The sequence below is a fragment of the Enterobacter asburiae genome (genome assembly GCF_024599655.1).
GTDB lineage: Bacteria > Pseudomonadota > Gammaproteobacteria > Enterobacterales > Enterobacteriaceae > Enterobacter > Enterobacter asburiae_D.
This window is the reverse complement of record NZ_CP102247.1, coordinates 4,042,526-4,058,183: the sequence shown is the minus strand read 5'-3', so window position 1 is coordinate 4,058,183 and position 15,658 is coordinate 4,042,526. Positions and strand designations below refer to the sequence as shown.

Here is a 15,658-nt window from a genome sequence, read left to right as displayed (position 1 = left end):
CCATGCTACCGCGTATTCTTTTCCTGCTATTGATGCTCATTTCCGGCGTCAGCTCAGCCAGTTTACTCAGCCAGCAAACGCTGCCTGCCCAGTATATGCAAACCACCGAAGATGCGGCGATCTGGGCGCAGGTGGGGAACAGCGTCATCAACGTGGGTAACGTGCGCGCCGGGCAGATCCTGGCCGTTGTGCCCGCGGCGGCGGACTACTACGAATTTCGCTTCGGTTTTGGTACGGGGTTTATCGACAAGGGACACCTGGAGCCGGTTCAGGGGAAACAGCGCGTCGAGGACAGCCTCGGGGATCTCAATAAGCCCCTCAGCAATCAGAACCTGATTACCTGGAAAGACACGCCGGTTTATAACGCGCCTTCCAGCGGCAGCGCACCGTTCGGCACGTTAAGCGCCAATCTGCGCTATCCAATACTGAGCAAACTGAAAGACCGTCTGAATCAGACCTGGTTCCAGATCCGCATCGGCAACCGTCTGGCATGGATCAGCAGCCTGGACGCGCAGGAAGATAACGGACTTCCGATTCTGACCTACCATCATATTCTGCGTGATGAAGAGAACACCCGTTTTCGACATACCTCCACGACCACCAGCGTACGCGCGTTCAACAACCAGATGGCGTGGCTACGCGATCAGGGCTATACCACCCTGACGATGTACCAGCTTGAAGGGTACGTGCGTAACAAGATGAACCTGCCTGCAAAATCGGTGGTGATTACCTTTGACGACGGCCTGAAATCGGTCAGCCGCTATGCGTACCCTGTGCTGAAGGAGTACGGCTTCAAGGCCACGGCGTTTATTATCTCTTCCCGCATAAAAGGCCATCCGCAGAAGTGGGACCCGAAATCGCTGCAGTTTATGAGCGTGCAGGAGATTAAGGGTATTCAGGACGTGTTCGACATTCAGTCTCACACCCATTTCCTGCACCGCGTGGATGGCAATAAGCATCCGATTTTACTGAGCCGCAGCTATCACGTGATCCTGTTTGATTTTGAGCGTTCTCGTCGCGCGCTGGCGCAGTTTAATCCACGCGTGCTCTATCTTTCCTATCCGTTTGGCGGCTACGACAATAAAGCGATAAAGGCGGCGAATGACGCCGGTTTTCATCTGGCGGTGACGACGGTGAAAGGAAAGGTGAAGCCGGGGGATAATCCGTTCTTATTGAAGCGCCTGTATATTTTAAGAACGGATTCGCTGGAGACCATGTCGCGGCTGATAAGCAATCAGCCGCAGGGATGAATTAGTAATAGCTAATCTGGAAGGTGGTCATGCCGGTGAAATTACCGGCTTTAAGCGGATTGCCATCCTTAACCAATTGAGCTTCAAAATTCATCAGGCCTAAATTTACTCCTGAGCCGGTATCTGGGCTAAAAAGCACATCACTCTCCTCGTTAGGGTTAATCTGCTCAAATTGCATACGATTATGATCGCCTAAAATTTTCACACCGATACCTTCAGCGCCATTATTTAACATATTTCCCAGTAAGTTATTGTCAGGTCCGGTGAGTTTGCTGGCAGTCATCTTGTATTTCACCGAATACACATTGTTGCAGCCGAGCAACTGAACCCTGAACTGATGGCTCACGGGGGAGGTGTTAAAGTCCGAGAGCATATACTCGCCCAGATCCACGGTGTTACTGCCCGAGTCCAGCTGCGCGTATTCGCAGGTTGAGGCAATAATCGGGACTCGGAACGACGATGGTGTGACGTTAAACGTCCAGGGCCTGTTATCGCTGTCAGACGGATTGCCTATGGTCATCTGCCCCAGCGAATAAGCCCCGCTGGGGGAGATAAAGGTCGCCTGATTGGTATTGCCGCCGAGATTATAAAATTCACCGGTATCCTGCCAAACGTTGACGTGTGCTTTCCACGTTTTACCCGCCCAGATATCTTCGCCAGGGTCGCTGACGAGATCGCTCCAGCCACTCTGATCCATCGTATTACCATCCCCAAAATATCCCCCTCCGGCGCTGGAGAAGATTTTAACGGAAAAGTAGATGCCGGGAATATTGGTCACGTAATAGTTTCCTATCCCGCCGTCTGGCTGCGGACCGCGGCCAAGCATATTACCCTCTGCATTTTTGTAGGCCAGCTGGCGTCCATCATCTCCCGCGCTGCAATCCGAGGTCAAAGAGGGGCTTAGATCCACATCGAATGAGGCCAGCAACCACATGCTGTTATTACTTCTGGGATACCAACGGATGCCCGTATCGTAGGTGCTGTTTGCCAGCGTCGTGGTACCGCCGGAACCATCGCCAAACTGACACTCCCTGGCCGCGGCTTGCTCCTGATAGCCCAGGCAACCAGCGGCAGTTAGCCCAACAAAAAAGAGCGTATTTAAACATCCTGTTATTCTCTTATGCATTTTCATCCTGTATTGCCTGCACTGTTTATTCATACGTTGCGTTAACCACCACGTGGCTGGTTACTTTACCTGCGGACACCACACCCGTGTTTTGCAGGCGCGCATAGAAGGGGTAATCCGTTCCCCACTCTTCGTTGGCAATAAGCTCAACGCTCGAATTACCGTCGCTATTCAACACGTTGGTATTGAGTGTCTTAGAAAAAATAACCACTCCGGTATTTGCGGCACCGCCTGCGGCTTCGTCGGTTTCATTAATAAAGACCTGTCGCGTCGAAGTCGGCCATTCTTTATTTTGCGGCTGGAAGCTGAATATAAATTTCTGCGGTGCCTGGCTGCCCACGGTGCAGTTCTCTATTTTTACAGCAAACGGGGTGCCGCCAGCGTCATCCGTGGGATGGAGGCGCGTTGAGCCGTCTGCGTTATAAAACCAGCTTTTGCTGACCATTGGTATTGAGACTTTCCCGTCGTTAGCAAGGGAAATCTGGCAGGTATTTTCAATAATTTTGGCGTTAAAGGTAACATCCATGCCAGCGTCAGCTGACTGGCATGGGGCAGACCAGCACCAATTCATGATTGCTGCCAGGGCTATCAGTGACCCTTTCAGACGATTATTTTTATTTGGCGTTAACATTACCGTTCTGCCCCTGCAAAGCATTATTGGTATGTTACAACGAAGGTTACTGGTGCGCTGACGTCACCAGTGGTGACATCCGCAATAGTCTTACCTTTGCCGAGGACGATACGTGCCGCCAAATCCAGTTTGGCGGTAGCGCCGCTAATGTTCACCGTTTGCGTCGGTTTAGTTTTACAGCTCAGCAAGGTACCGCTGGCGGCTGCGCCTTTCCAGACCTCAAAGCCTGCCCCCAGGCCTGCCGAGAAGGAGTCACCATCTTTGGCCGAGCCGGTACACTCGCCTCCAGTGCCAGGCGTCGCCTGGACCGTAGCGCTTTTCACCCCGGCGCAACCGCTGAACGCGATTTTGAACGCCTCACTTCGGCTGTTCGTCACCAGGTCTGATTTAAATACGTCACCAAAAGCAAGGGTGCTGATAGGCTGACCGCCCGTATTTTGTATTTGAGCGGTACAGGTCCCTGCAGTCACCGTGGAGGTAAATGTTGCCTGTACACTGGAGGTGCCGGTGATGGCGCTCGCGGAGCCGGATGTCGCTCCTGCTGCGATGGCAAGTGCAATGAGCGTAGAGTGGGCGATTGTTTTCATTATTGCGTGTCCTTTCGCTTATTCGTAGGTAAAGTTAAAAGTGGCCGTGGCGCTGAAGGCACCAGTGGTTCCTTTGCCTGCCTGGGTTTCAATCAGACGAGCAACAAGCGGAACCTCTTTGGCGCTGATTTCAGTTGCAGTCCAGACCAGGCGTTTGCTGTCATCCGTTGAATTTATCTCAAACGGCGCGGTTGGCGCGGAAGAGCGGGCAATAGTGACTGCCAGGTAATCTGCTGCTCCGCTGGTTGCAGCGTTGATAATCGCCGTGTTAGCGTAGCTAGATTTCGTTCCTGAAACGGTGGTTTTCAGTCCGCTTAAGCTGGAAGGACATTCGGTAATCTTCAGCTTAAAGTTTGCGGTGGCAGCCTCTGCACCTCCAGCGATGTCGCTCAGCTGTACGGCACCGCCAGTGCCGATAGGAATGGTGTTGTTGGAGCCATCGCCAGTCCCGCCCTCAACCTTCATGTCACAGGTTGTTTCGCGAAGGGTTGCGGTGAAGGTGACATCAAGCGGGATTGATCCTGCCATTGCCTGTGAGCTTAACGCCAGCGCCAGCAGTGCGCTAAGACGTGCCACGTGAACTGTCTTTTTCATTAAAAGATAACTCCCTGTTATAAAAATATTACATCTGACAAACTTGATTATTGAGAAGGGTGGTTAACCCTACTTTCTTCGCTGTATCGGAGATCTGATACGTTACGGTACACTCACCGTCGGCACCATTTCCCCACACCACACGAAGTTTTCCATTGTTTTCGATACCACGAACATAGGCCTGTCCTGCCTGACCAACCGACCCTACGCTGACGCTGTTTTCGTTGAGCACATCAGCGCCAAGCGGAATAAAACCATTATCTGAACGATGAAGATCAAGCAGGAGAGAACGACCCTGATCGGTTTCGAAATCCACCTTGATAATGGCACCGCTGCGTGGAATGGCGACCATGCTGGTGTTTTTGACTTCTACGTCAGACTCCAGTTTGGAAATATCCAGGCCGACGGTGTTTTCCCGGTATGCAGAGAGATAAGGCATAACGGCATAACCAGAATCGCCAATCACGCCATCACCCAGCGAGAGATGCGCGCCTTTCGCGCCCGGCGCGCTGACCAATGCCAGCGTATCGGTATCACCAATACTACCCGGTGCCAGGGTGGCACCGCCGGCGTGCACAAGCATTCCTCCGCTGTAACTCAGTGAATATTGCTGGCTGTTATCATCTGCCGCCGAGGCAGATAGGCTCAGTGGACCGTAAGGGCTGTTATAGCTACCGTAGCCGCCAATCTGATTGACATCACCGGATTCGCTGTGCGTTGTGGTGGTATTCACGCTGTAGCTAAACCGATAATCATCGGTATTGCCGTTAGCGCTGGTATTCACCGCCATGTTGTTCTTGAAGTCTGAGTTCACGCTGCTGTTAATGCTTGAGAAGCCCCCCGGACGTTTGGTGTGGCCAAACAGGTTTTCCAGAGGGATACTCAGACTCAGATAGATGCTGTCATCCTTCTCACCGTACTCGTCGTAACTGCGCTGCACGGACACGCTGTAGCTTCCCAGCCAGAAGCTGTTGTTGTAACCCACCGAGTATTGAGACGTTGAGCTGGACTGCGTCCAGTAGTCCTGCCAACTGCCGGTTGCATATAACGAGCCGTAGTTATTTTTGCCCTCAGAAATCGGCTGGCTCACGTTAAGCTGCACCTGGTTTTTCATGCGCTGGAAGGTGCTATAAATATCTTTTCCGTTGTGATCGGGATTACGTGACCGGTCGTGATATTTAATGTCTTCAGCCAGCGACGCCGCATCGTTCAACGTCAGGTAATCCTTCGTTGAGAATCGATAGGCTGCGACGTTGAAGGAGGTGCGGGTATCTTCCAGCAGCTTACTCCATGACACGCGATAACTTTGACCCGTCAGCGTACCCAGGCCATCGATATCCGCGTTGGAATGCGTCACATCCAGCGCGAATGCGCCAATGCCGGTATTCATAGCAATACCCAGCAAGCCGGAAACATATCCGGTATCCATATACTCGATACCGGAGTAGCCCGTGAACGTATTGTTTAAACCGTAATAGCCCGTGGCGTAGCCCAGGCGTGGTTTATCGCGAAGCCCATTATCATTCAGTTCGCCAGCGCCAATATCCCAGCGGCTGTAACCCGGTCGGAGCATCTGGCTTACAGAAGAGTAAGGAATGGAAAACGTACGTATGCTGCCGTCTGTTTCTTCAATGGTAACAACCAGATCGCTGCCGTAGCCTGTGGTACTGAGATCGGAGATTTCAAACGCACCCGGCGGCACCGTACTTTCATACAGCTTATTGCCACTTTGGCTTATCGTAACTTTCGCGTTACTTTTGGCCACGCCGCGGATCACTGGCGCATAAGTAGAAATACCGCCAGGCAGCATACGGTCATCGTTGTACATGCGTGCGCCACGGAGACTGATTGCATCAAACGTGTCACCTCGCGTGTAGGAGTCTCCTAACAGCAGCTGTGCGCGCAGCTGCGTGATATCGCGCTGTAAATAGATATCTTGGCTTGAATATTCGCTGCCGCTGTCCTGATCCCAGTTCAGGTTGCCGCGTGAACGCAGGCGCCACGCCCCCATATTCAGGCCATATTTCAGGCCAGCATAGGCACTTTCATGGGTTGACCCCGGCGAATCTGAATGCCAGGCATTCAGATCGTAAGAAAGCAAACCCGCCGTGATGCCATCATCCCACAAGGACGGATCGACATAACCCCCTGGACGATGCTCAATATAAATTTGTGGTACAACGAGATCGAGTTGCTGATTCGAAGAGTCAAAATCCCATGATGCGCCTGGTAATAATTTGGCGATATCAAGGCACTCTTCGCTTTTTTCCCCAATATCTTTCAGGGCCTCTTGCTTTATGCCCAGCTGTAAAAGGAGCTTAGTCGTAAAGCAGGGGGTTGCACGCGTTGTTCCATTCTCTTTGAATGTAAATTCGGTCAACAATTTCTTCTGGCCGTTTATCGCAATTTGCATTTTAAACGTGCCAGGAACAATAGGGTTACCTTTTGCAAAGCGGCTAACGTCGATTTTCGCACCGGTGTTAAAGAGAAATTGATCGTTAAATTCTATCTCGCTTTCATCAGACGTATTTTGCACAGCACCATCTTTTGCAAAAGATGGCGACTGAAGCGCGGTACTGATAATAATACAGAGTATTGAACGCTTGAATAACATTGCTATCACTAATCCGTTAGCTGCTAATTAAAATAAAAATCTTATTGTTTTATTTGAGCGTCACTTCATGGATGTCGGCACCGCCAAAATCATTGATTGCCGTGAACGCTACTTTGCTAACGTGTGCGGTACCAGACTCCTTAAGTACATAAGACTGGCTGCCAAACGGTTCCACATAATGTGGATCGATGGCGATGTGTTTACCGCCTACAGTTGCATCGATTTTCGCCAGGGAGACGTAATAAGGGGAATCATTGCGCGCCACCAGCATGCTGCCGTTTTGGGTCCATTTTAGTTCTTTTGCTGCGATGGCAGGATCGCCTTTCAGTCCTTTTGGACGGAAGAACATTTTGATACGGGTACGGAAGGCCAGCTGCAGGATATTTTCCGAAGACTCCGTTTTTGCTTTCGGTGGGATCTCCAGAACGTTGAACCAGTACATGGTCTCTTTATCCTGGAGCATGGTCTGGCCGAGCCAACTGATGCGTACAGTTTGCCCTTTTGCGGGATCGATACGGGAAACCGGTGGTGTTACAACGAAAGGAACTTTCAATTCGCGTGGGTCGGTTGAGTCACGACCATCATCCAGCCAGGTTTGTACCAGCAGAGGTTTATTACCGCGGTTTTCCATGTTCACGGTGACATCTTTTGCCGACTCCGGATAAATGACGCGGGTTCCGGAAATAACGATATCCGCGAAGACGGAGTGGGAAACTGACAGGGTGGCACTCAGCATGAATGTCGCGAGAGCAGATTTAAAAAGGCGCATATTATTCATCCTTAAACAAAATGCGCCCACGTCAACTGTGAGCGCATGAGAAATTCAAAAGCTATTGATTACTCGTAGCTCATGGTAAAGGTAACGTTGCTGCTGACTTTACCAGCAGTAATGTCGTTGGTACCTTTAACCCAGGCAGCGCTTGGAACGTAGGCAACACGGTAAGACAGTTGACCTTCGCCACTGGTCAGGTCAGCAACCTGAGTGTTGTTGCTTGGGTTGCCCACTTTGATACGGTCAGTCTTGGTCGCAGTGTTGTTGAACAGCGCCAGGTTGACGTTATCCGCGTGGCCTGCAACAGTCGCATCAGATTTCAGGGTACCGTTAGACAGATCGGCAAACTGCTGAGAGGTGAAGTTTGCTGACGCTTTGGTCAGGGTTTCCGGGCACTGGCTCATATGCAGTGCGAACTCTTTAGAACCGATACCGGTATCTACAGTGGTTTTTTCCAGATCGGCTTTTTTAACAACAGGCAGAGAAATAGTGATATTGTTTGCATCAATACCATTATTCGTTGTAATAACGCACGTGGTGTCAGTTACTGCCCCATCAAAGGTGATCAGGCCAACATCCGTAGCCATTGCTGATACAGAACCCATTGCCATTACAGCTACAGCAGTAGCCAGAATAGTTTTCTTAAACATATTTATAACATCCATTTATTCGTTATTAGAAAAAAATCTTCAATTTTTGCGCTTAGAAATAAAGCGAGGTGAATATAATATTGTTTTTCGGGAAAATATATTAAGAAGTGCTTGAATGATTTTGTAGTTTAACTAACGTTGTTTTTGATGATATTGAAAGTAATTATCCTTGTGAAAAATGTCTTTAATATCAGCTTGTAACTGAGTGCAATGTTCGATTTGTCTATTGGAGGTGTGGTTTTGTTAGTAAATATTACGCAGGAAGTAATTGTGAGTGAAGCGATATCTGCTCATGAATTTTTATGCGTATTTTTATATAAATGTATTTGGTGGAGATATGATTTATGATAAAAAAAAGAAAGTAAGGGTTTCTTTGATACGGGAAGTGAATGATTAATGAGGTATGTTTTAGAAGGTAAGTTAAATTAATGTCGGGAAAGGATAATGCACGTGAATTATTGGGCTGAATAAATCATTCAACCCAATAGAGACTCAAGCCACCTGAACCGGAATCGCCTTCGCAGTACGTTTCATGTCGTTGTCGCCTTCGAAGTAGGCGACTTTAGGCTGCCAGCGACGCGCTTCTTCGTCGGACATCATCACGAAGCTGGCGATAATCACAATGTCACCCACGTCCGCGCAGTGTGCAGCCGCGCCGTTAACGGAGATGATTTTAGATCCGCGCTCGGCGGCAATGGCATAGGTTGAGAAACGTTTACCGTTATTCACGTTCCAGATATCAATCGCTTCGTTTTCAAGGATGCCCGCAGCATCAAGGAAATCCTGGTCAATGGCGCAGGAGCCTTCATAGTGCAGGTCGGCCTGGGTGACTTTCACACGGTGAAGCTTACCTTGCAGCATTTTGCGAATCATTACGTTTACCTTTCATTATCAAGGGCGAGAACTACGCCAGCTCAACCACTTTATTATCAATCAGACGAGCCTGGCCAAGCCATGCCGCTACCAGGATCACCGCACGTTTGCTGGTTTCAGTAAATTCCAGCAGCGTATCGGCATCACGAATTTGTACGTCGTCAGCGCGAAGACCTTTATCGTTCAGCGCCTGTTCGGCGAGGGCGACGATCTCTTCGACGGTCAACTCTTTTGCCAGAACCTGCTCCGCCATGGCGTTCATGACCTTGCTTAAGCCCGGCGCGATTTTACGTTGTTCAGCGGTCAGGTAGCCATTTCGCGAGCTGAGCGCCAGACCGTCTTTGGCACGTACAATCGGCACGCCGACAATCTCAATATCGTACCCCATATCCGCGACCATTTTGCGGATCAGCGCCAGCTGCTGGAAATCTTTCTCACCGAAGCAGGCAACGTCTGGCTGTACCAGGTTAAAGAGCTTGCTGACGATGGTCGACACGCCGCGGAAATGACCCGGGCGGCTTGCGCCTTCCAGCATGGTGGAAATGCCCGGTACGTCAACGTAAGTGGCCTCTTCCGTACCCTGCGGATACACGTCCGACGGTGCCGGAGAGAAGACAATATCCGCATGGCGTTTTTTGAGCTTCTCGCAATCTTCCTGCAGGGTGCGCGGATAGCGTGCCAGATCGTCGGCGCGGTCAAACTGCATTGGGTTAACGAAGATACTGACCACCACGATATCTGCACGGGCTCTCGCTTCATCGACCAGCTTCATATGGCCGTCATGCAGGTTGCCCATGGTCGGGACCAGTGCGATACGTTTACCTTCCTGACGCGCACGACGGATATGCTGGCGCAGCAGCGGCAGGGTTTCAATGATTAGCACAACGAGACTCCTTAATGGAAACTGTGTTCTTCACCCGGGTAAACACCGGATTCAACGTCGGCAATATACTGCCTGACCGCAGCGCGCATGTCGCCCGCTTCGGTGAGGAAATTTTTGGCAAACTTCGGAATATGCCCGCCGGTGATGCCAAAGGCGTCGTGCATCACCAGAATCTGACCGTCGGTTACGTTGCCCGCGCCAATACCGATCACCGGGATCGACAGTGCCTCAGTAATACGCTTCGCCAGCTCAACCGGCACGCACTCCAGCACCAGCAGCTGTGCACCTGCGGCTTCCAGCGCCAGGGCATCATCAAACAGCGTCTGGGCGGCGTCACCGCGGCCCTGCACCTTATAGCCACCAAAGATGTTGACGGACTGCGGCGTCAGGCCCAAATGGCCGCACACCGGCACGGCGCGTTCGGTGAGCATCTTCACCGTCTCCACCAGCCAGGCACCGCCTTCAATTTTGACCATATTGGCCCCGGCGCGCATCACCGCTGCCGCGTTTTCGAATGCCTGCTCCGGCGTGGCGTAGGCCATAAACGGCAGATCGGAGAGCAGCAGGCAGGCTGGGGCACCACGGCGCACGGCGCGGGTATGGTAAGCGATATCCTCAACCGTGACCGGAAGGGTGGAATCATGTCCTTGTACCGTCATCCCTAACGAATCTCCGACCAGCATGACGTTGATACCCTCTTCGGCAAAGAGTTTGGCGAAGCTGTAGTCATACGCGGTGATGGTGGCGAAGCGTTTTTTTTCCTGTTTGCATTTCTGCAGTAAGGAGATGGTGGTTGGTTTCATACTGTTTCCTGATAGCCCAAAAGCGAATCTTTGCGCATTCTAACAGTAACATTCGAGGGAACAATGATTTTAGGCAACCGATTAGCCACAATTATTTTGGGGCTAATCGACAGGGAAACCGGATCACCAGCGGGCGGGTCTTTCGGCGTTGAGGCCGTCCAGAATGGACTTAAGTGGGGTGCCGTCCGGGAAGAGGAGATCGGGGGCGACTTCAAAGAGCGGCCAGAGCATAAACCCGCGATTTTTCATGTCGTAATGCGGAACGGTGAGACGTTCAGTGTTAATGGTCTCGTGACCAAACAGCATAATGTCGAGGTCCAGCGTGCGCGGTCCCCAGCGCTCGGCTTTACGTACGCGGCCCTGCTGCAGTTCGATGCGCTGGGTATTGTCCAGCAGCGTTTCGGCACTAAGAGCGGTTTCAAGCACCACGGCGGCATTGAGGTAATCAGGCTGATCCTGCGGACCCAGCGGCGGGGTACGGTAGAAAGAGGAGACCGCCACGACCCGGCTCTGCGGGATCTCGCCTAGCGCCTGTACGGCAGCGTTAACCTGCTCCAGCGGAGAGGCTAAATTGCTGCCGATGGCGATATACGCGAGGGTCATGCTGTCCCTTCACGACGCGGCGCGCGTTTGCGCGGACGACGATGGCGGCGACGCGGTTCCGGCTCTTCATCCAGCCCGGTAAGCATATCTTTTTGCTCCGGTGGGGCGGAAACCTGGAATTCGGCCCACCACTGGGACAGGCGCTGCAGCTCCTGATTGCGTTCAATTTCAGCACGCAGCGAAAGCAGATCGAAAGCGGCGCGGAATTTTGGATGCTCCATCAGCTTCCAGGCGCGTTTGCCCTGACGACGGGACATGCGCAGCTGAAGCTGCCAGATATCGCGCACCAGCGTGGTAATACGTTTCGGAATAGCGAGCGTACGGCACCCTTCGTCCAGCACGTCGTTTGCGGCCAGCGCGAAGGCATCATAGTAGGCTAGCCCGCTCTCCTGGGTGATGCGCTGGGCCGTTTCCAACAGCGGATACCAGAACATCGCCGCAAACAGGAACGCCGGATTGACGCGCATGTCGTTGCGAATACGGGTATCGGTATTTTTCAGCACCTGCGCAATCATCCGCTCCATTGGGCTGTCACCGCTTTCGGTGAAGTAGCGGGTAATGGTCGGGAACAGCGGCTGGAACAGGTTGTATTCGCGCAGCAGATTATAGGTTTCAAAGCCGTGGCCGGCCTGCAGCAGCTTCAGCGCCTCTTCGAACAGGCGGGCAGGCGGCACGTCGTTAATCAGCGTCGCCAGACGCGGAATCGGCTCTGCCGTTTCCGGGCTGATGCGCATATCCAGCTTGGCGGCGAAACGCACGGCGCGCAGCATACGCACGGGATCTTCACGATAGCGCGTTTCCGGCGTGCCGATCAGACGGATCAGACCTTCTTTCAGGTCCTGCATGCCGCCGACGTAATCGCGTACGGTGAAATCCGCCACGCTGTAGTAAAGGCTGTTGATGGTGAAATCGCGGCGCTGGGCATCTTCTTCGATAGAGCCGAAGATGTTATCCCGCAGCAGCATGCCGTTCTGGCCCTGCTGGGACGTCGTGCGATCCGATACGCCCGCTTCGTGGTGGCCGCGGAACGTCGCCACTTCGATGATTTCCGGCCCAAACATCACGTGAGCCAGACGGAAACGGCGGCCAACAAGACGGCAGTTACGGAATAATTTGCGCACCTGCTCAGGCGTGGCGCTGGTCGTCACGTCGAAATCTTTTGGTTTTTTGCCCAGCAGTAAATCACGCACTCCACCGCCCACGAGGTAGGCCTCGTAGCCCGCTTTATTCAGACGATAGAGCACCTTGAGGGCATTTTCACTGATATCTTTGCGGGAAATAGTGTGCTGCTCACGCGGAATAACCGACATGTGTGGCTGTGCAATAGCATCGTTCGCCATGCTCTCTTCGCGGCTTAGCACTTTACGGCAAAAATTAGCGACTCGGGTAAAAATGGTACACCTCGTAGTGTGTTTTGTTATGAAAAAAGCGGCTAATCATAGCTCAGCGCAACGCATTTGAGAATGCTGGATTTTTGGCACTGCCGCGAGCGTCCAGTTGGCAACGGCCATTTTCAGCAGTTCGTCAATACGCAGATCCTGCCATTCGTTGGTTACATTCTGGTTGAGAAATCGCAGCGCGTCGATCAAAACAGGACGCGGATCGCCGTCTGGCAGGGTCGGAGCGTGGTTCTGCTTTGACAATTTAAAGCCCTGCGCATTGACCGCCAGCGGGAGATGAATGTAGTCCGGTGCCGTCCAGCCAAACTGATGATAGAGCGATATTTGTCGCACGGTCGGTTCGACCAGGTCTGCTCCGCGCACAATTTCCGTCACGCCCTGGAAACGATCGTCGACGACCACCGCCAGGTTATAGGCAAACAGGCCGTCACGGCGGTGAATAATAAAATCCTCACGTGCCAGGCGTTCATCGGCATGAATCTCACCGGAGAGGAGATCGGTAAAGCGCGTCACCGGGGCACGCTGCTTTATACGTACTGCGGCATTTTCCTGGGGAAGATTAAGCGTGCGGCAGTGGCCGTCATAGACGCCACCCACGCTCTGGATACGCGCGCGGGTGCAGGTGCAGTTATAGGAAAGCCCCCGATCGCGAAGCCAGGCCAGACGTTCCCGATAAGCCTCGTGACGTGTTGACTGCCAGAGCACCTCGTCATCCCAGTGAAGACCGTAATGTTCCAGCTGACGCAGAATCGTCTCTGCAGCACCGGGAACTTCACGTGGAGGGTCAATATCTTCAATGCGTACGAGCCATTTTCCCAGGCGGGCGCGAGCCTGCAGGTAGCTGCCGAGCGCGGCAATTAATGAACCGAAGTGTAATTCACCGGAAGGAGATGGCGCGAAGCGCCCGATATAGTGTGATTCAGACATATCAACAGTAACAAGGCGGGAGAGACTCCCGCCTTTGAAGTGTGTAAACAGCGCTGGTGTTAACCGGCCATCTGTTTTTCGCGGATTTCGGCCAGCGTTTTACAGTCGATGCACAGATCGGCGGTTGGACGCGCTTCCAGGCGACGAATACCAATTTCAACACCGCAGGATTCGCAGTAGCCAAAATCTTCGTCTTCGACTTTTTTCAGCGTTTTCTCGATCTTTTTGATCAGTTTGCGTTCGCGGTCACGGTTACGCAGTTCGAGGCTGAACTCTTCTTCCTGAGCGGCACGGTCTACCGGATCCGGGAAGTTAGCAGCTTCATCCTGCATATGAGTAACGGTGCGATCGACTTCATCCCTGAGTTGATTACGCCATGCTTCAAGAATACGCTTGAAGTGCGACAGCTGGGCTTCGTTCATATACTCTTCGCCCGGCTTCTCTTGATACGGCTCCACCCCAGCGATGGCGAGAATACTCAGGGACGATGTTTTACGGTTTTGCCCTTCTTGCATGTTGCTTCTCCTTAACACGCACTATCGATCCCCGTGTTGGGGGAAAAATCAGGTCGCTATAAATAGCAGATGCTTTTCCGGATGGCAATTATCTAAACGTAACACTTGACAAGCCTGTGAGGAAAAGCGTATTTGCGCACGCGGCCAGAACACTTAATCGTCAATCGTCTAATCCCTTATAAGACAATGGGAAGAGAGGATCTCAGAGTCATATTATCGGCAGAAAGTTCCGCTTTATAAGCGAAAACCTCTACCCCCTGCTTTTGTGCCTCATTCAACAATTGCGCGTATTTAGGATCAATATGGCGGGCAGGGGAGAAACGTTCAATGGCTGAATGCAACACCGCAAACAGCAATACGGCGCGTTTGCCCGCCGCCGCAACACTCATTAGCTCTCGCAGATGCTTCTGGCCACGTAGCGTTACCGCATCCGGGAAGTAGCCATTTTCCTGTTCCGCTAACGTCACTGATTTCACTTCAATATAGCACTCCGGCCTGTCTTCCGCCTGTAACATGAAGTCAATTCTGCTGCCTTCATCGCCATATTTCACTTCACTTTTATGCGTGCCGTATCCTACCAGTTCAGGAATTGTGCCGTGGGTCAGCGCTTCCTTAACCAGTTGATTTGCGCGCAGGGTGTTAACGCAAATAAATGCCCCATTTTGGGTTTCGGTCATTTCCCAGGTATGGGCATATTTGCGTTTAGTATTTTCTGATGTGGAATACCAGACCCTGTCACCCGGCGTCGCACAGCCCGTCATGGCACCGGTATTGGGACAGTGCAGGGTGAGCTGTACCCCTTCGGGGGTGATCACGTCGGCGAGGAAGCGTTTGTAGCGTTGGATAAGCGTAGCGTGCTGCAGGAGAGGACTAAACTTCATCAGAATTCCTTTCGGTGTTGCCCAGCGTCCAGCGCTGTAGCGGCGTATAGCGGGTGCGTCCCTGTGCAAAGACGGATTCGTAAAGCGCGAATCCGTTGACCGGAAAGGCCCAGTGAAAACCCGGCGGCGGGATGGCAACGGCCTGACCGGCATCGCGCAGCAGCGTGATATGTGGATGAAACGGCTGTGGGCTCTGATAACAGCCGCTGCGCGCCGCCTGCGCGCGCAGCATATTCGCCAGCTGCAATAATCCGCGCGGAGGCTGGCGCGTGCCCAGCCAGACCACGCGCGAACGCAGCCACTGACCCGCGTCGTCGAGGTGCAGCGTAAATTCCGGCTGGGCAATACGCCCGGCCATTGCGGCTAACGCCCGCTGCTTTTCAGCACTGACGTCGCCCAAAAAGGCCAGCGTCAGGTGCAGGTTGGCCGCCGCGACAGGGCGGCCTGCCTCCGGCGGGAAGCAATCGGCGCGCCAGCGAACAATTTGACGCTGTATCGCGGTGGGCAATTCAATGGCAAAAAATAGCCGTTTCGACTCAGGCATACGGA

The 15,658-nt window shown here is 52.6% G+C and carries 17 protein-coding genes; 1 reads left to right on the top strand and 16 read right to left on the bottom strand.

Translation table 11 applies throughout. From position 1 onward, the window contains the following. Positions 1–2 precede the first annotated feature (2 nt). On the top strand, positions 3–1,250 hold the full coding sequence (locus tag NQ230_RS19325; RefSeq protein WP_257258711.1) for a polysaccharide deacetylase family protein: 1,248 nt from the start codon (positions 3–5) through the stop codon (positions 1,248–1,250). Position 1,251: 1 nt separating this feature from the next. On the opposite strand, the gene NQ230_RS19320 is transcribed toward NQ230_RS19325, so the two are convergent. From NQ230_RS19320 to thpR, 16 genes are all read right to left on the bottom strand, one after another. Next, a complete protein-coding gene (locus NQ230_RS19320) occupies positions 1,252–2,382 on the bottom strand; it encodes a fimbrial protein (protein WP_257258709.1) in 1,131 nt (376 codons plus the stop codon). A gap of 19 nt (positions 2,383–2,401) precedes the next feature. Beyond that, the gene (locus tag NQ230_RS19315; protein ID WP_257258707.1) at positions 2,402–3,007 is read right to left on the bottom strand and encodes a fimbrial-like protein; all 606 of its coding nucleotides are present in this window, start codon (positions 3,005–3,007) and stop codon (positions 2,402–2,404) included. Between the two features lie 23 nt (positions 3,008–3,030). Next, positions 3,031–3,594 carry a fimbrial protein gene (locus tag NQ230_RS19310; protein WP_257258705.1) on the bottom strand — a complete coding sequence of 188 codons (564 nt, stop codon included), beginning with the start codon at positions 3,592–3,594 and terminating at the stop codon, positions 3,031–3,033. A gap of 18 nt (positions 3,595–3,612) precedes the next feature. Continuing rightward, positions 3,613–4,188 (bottom strand): fimbrial protein, encoded by a 576-nt coding sequence (locus NQ230_RS19305; protein WP_257258703.1) that lies wholly within the window; start codon positions 4,186–4,188, stop codon positions 3,613–3,615. A gap of 28 nt (positions 4,189–4,216) precedes the next feature. After that, entirely contained in the window at positions 4,217–6,802 is a 2,586-nt protein-coding gene (locus tag NQ230_RS19300) for an outer membrane usher protein (protein ID WP_257258701.1), read from the bottom strand. Positions 6,803–6,851: 49 nt separating this feature from the next. Next, positions 6,852–7,538, bottom strand: coding sequence for a fimbrial chaperone (locus NQ230_RS19295; protein ID WP_371745460.1), 687 nt, complete (start codon positions 7,536–7,538; stop codon positions 6,852–6,854). 101 nt (positions 7,539–7,639) lie between these two features. After that, positions 7,640–8,224: a fimbrial protein gene (locus tag NQ230_RS19290; protein ID WP_257258698.1), complete on the bottom strand. Its 585-nt coding sequence runs from the start codon at positions 8,222–8,224 to the stop codon at positions 7,640–7,642. 492 nt (positions 8,225–8,716) lie between these two features. Further along, positions 8,717–9,097: an aspartate 1-decarboxylase gene (panD, locus tag NQ230_RS19285; protein WP_006810068.1), complete on the bottom strand. Its 381-nt coding sequence runs from the start codon at positions 9,095–9,097 to the stop codon at positions 8,717–8,719. A 31-nt stretch (positions 9,098–9,128) separates the two neighbouring features. Then, positions 9,129–9,980 carry a pantoate--beta-alanine ligase gene (gene panC / locus NQ230_RS19280; RefSeq protein ID WP_257258696.1) on the bottom strand — a complete coding sequence of 284 codons (852 nt, stop codon included), beginning with the start codon at positions 9,978–9,980 and terminating at the stop codon, positions 9,129–9,131. A gap of 11 nt (positions 9,981–9,991) precedes the next feature. Next, a complete protein-coding gene (panB, locus tag NQ230_RS19275; RefSeq protein WP_023334548.1) occupies positions 9,992–10,783 on the bottom strand; it encodes a 3-methyl-2-oxobutanoate hydroxymethyltransferase in 792 nt (263 codons plus the stop codon). A 123-nt stretch (positions 10,784–10,906) separates the two neighbouring features. Then, positions 10,907–11,386 carry a 2-amino-4-hydroxy-6-hydroxymethyldihydropteridine diphosphokinase gene (folK, locus tag NQ230_RS19270; RefSeq protein WP_257258693.1) on the bottom strand — a complete coding sequence of 160 codons (480 nt, stop codon included), beginning with the start codon at positions 11,384–11,386 and terminating at the stop codon, positions 10,907–10,909. Then, entirely contained in the window at positions 11,383–12,780 is a 1,398-nt protein-coding gene (gene pcnB / locus NQ230_RS19265; protein ID WP_071789389.1) for a polynucleotide adenylyltransferase PcnB, read from the bottom strand. The genes folK and pcnB overlap by 4 nt, the downstream gene beginning before the upstream one ends. A 42-nt stretch (positions 12,781–12,822) precedes the next feature. Then, on the bottom strand, positions 12,823–13,713 hold the full coding sequence (gene gluQRS / locus NQ230_RS19260) for a tRNA glutamyl-Q(34) synthetase GluQRS (protein WP_257258692.1): 891 nt from the start codon (positions 13,711–13,713) through the stop codon (positions 12,823–12,825). A 59-nt stretch (positions 13,714–13,772) separates the two neighbouring features. Continuing rightward, positions 13,773–14,228, bottom strand: coding sequence for an RNA polymerase-binding protein DksA (gene dksA, locus NQ230_RS19255; protein ID WP_001155232.1), 456 nt, complete (start codon positions 14,226–14,228; stop codon positions 13,773–13,775). Positions 14,229–14,404: 176 nt separating this feature from the next. Further along, positions 14,405–15,109 (bottom strand): DNA/RNA nuclease SfsA, encoded by a 705-nt coding sequence (sfsA, locus tag NQ230_RS19250; protein WP_257258691.1) that lies wholly within the window; start codon positions 15,107–15,109, stop codon positions 14,405–14,407. Beyond that, on the bottom strand, positions 15,099–15,653 hold the full coding sequence (thpR, locus tag NQ230_RS19245) for an RNA 2',3'-cyclic phosphodiesterase (protein ID WP_213329183.1): 555 nt from the start codon (positions 15,651–15,653) through the stop codon (positions 15,099–15,101). Before thpR ends, sfsA begins: the two co-directional genes overlap by 11 nt. Between the last annotated feature and the right edge of the window lie 5 nt (positions 15,654–15,658).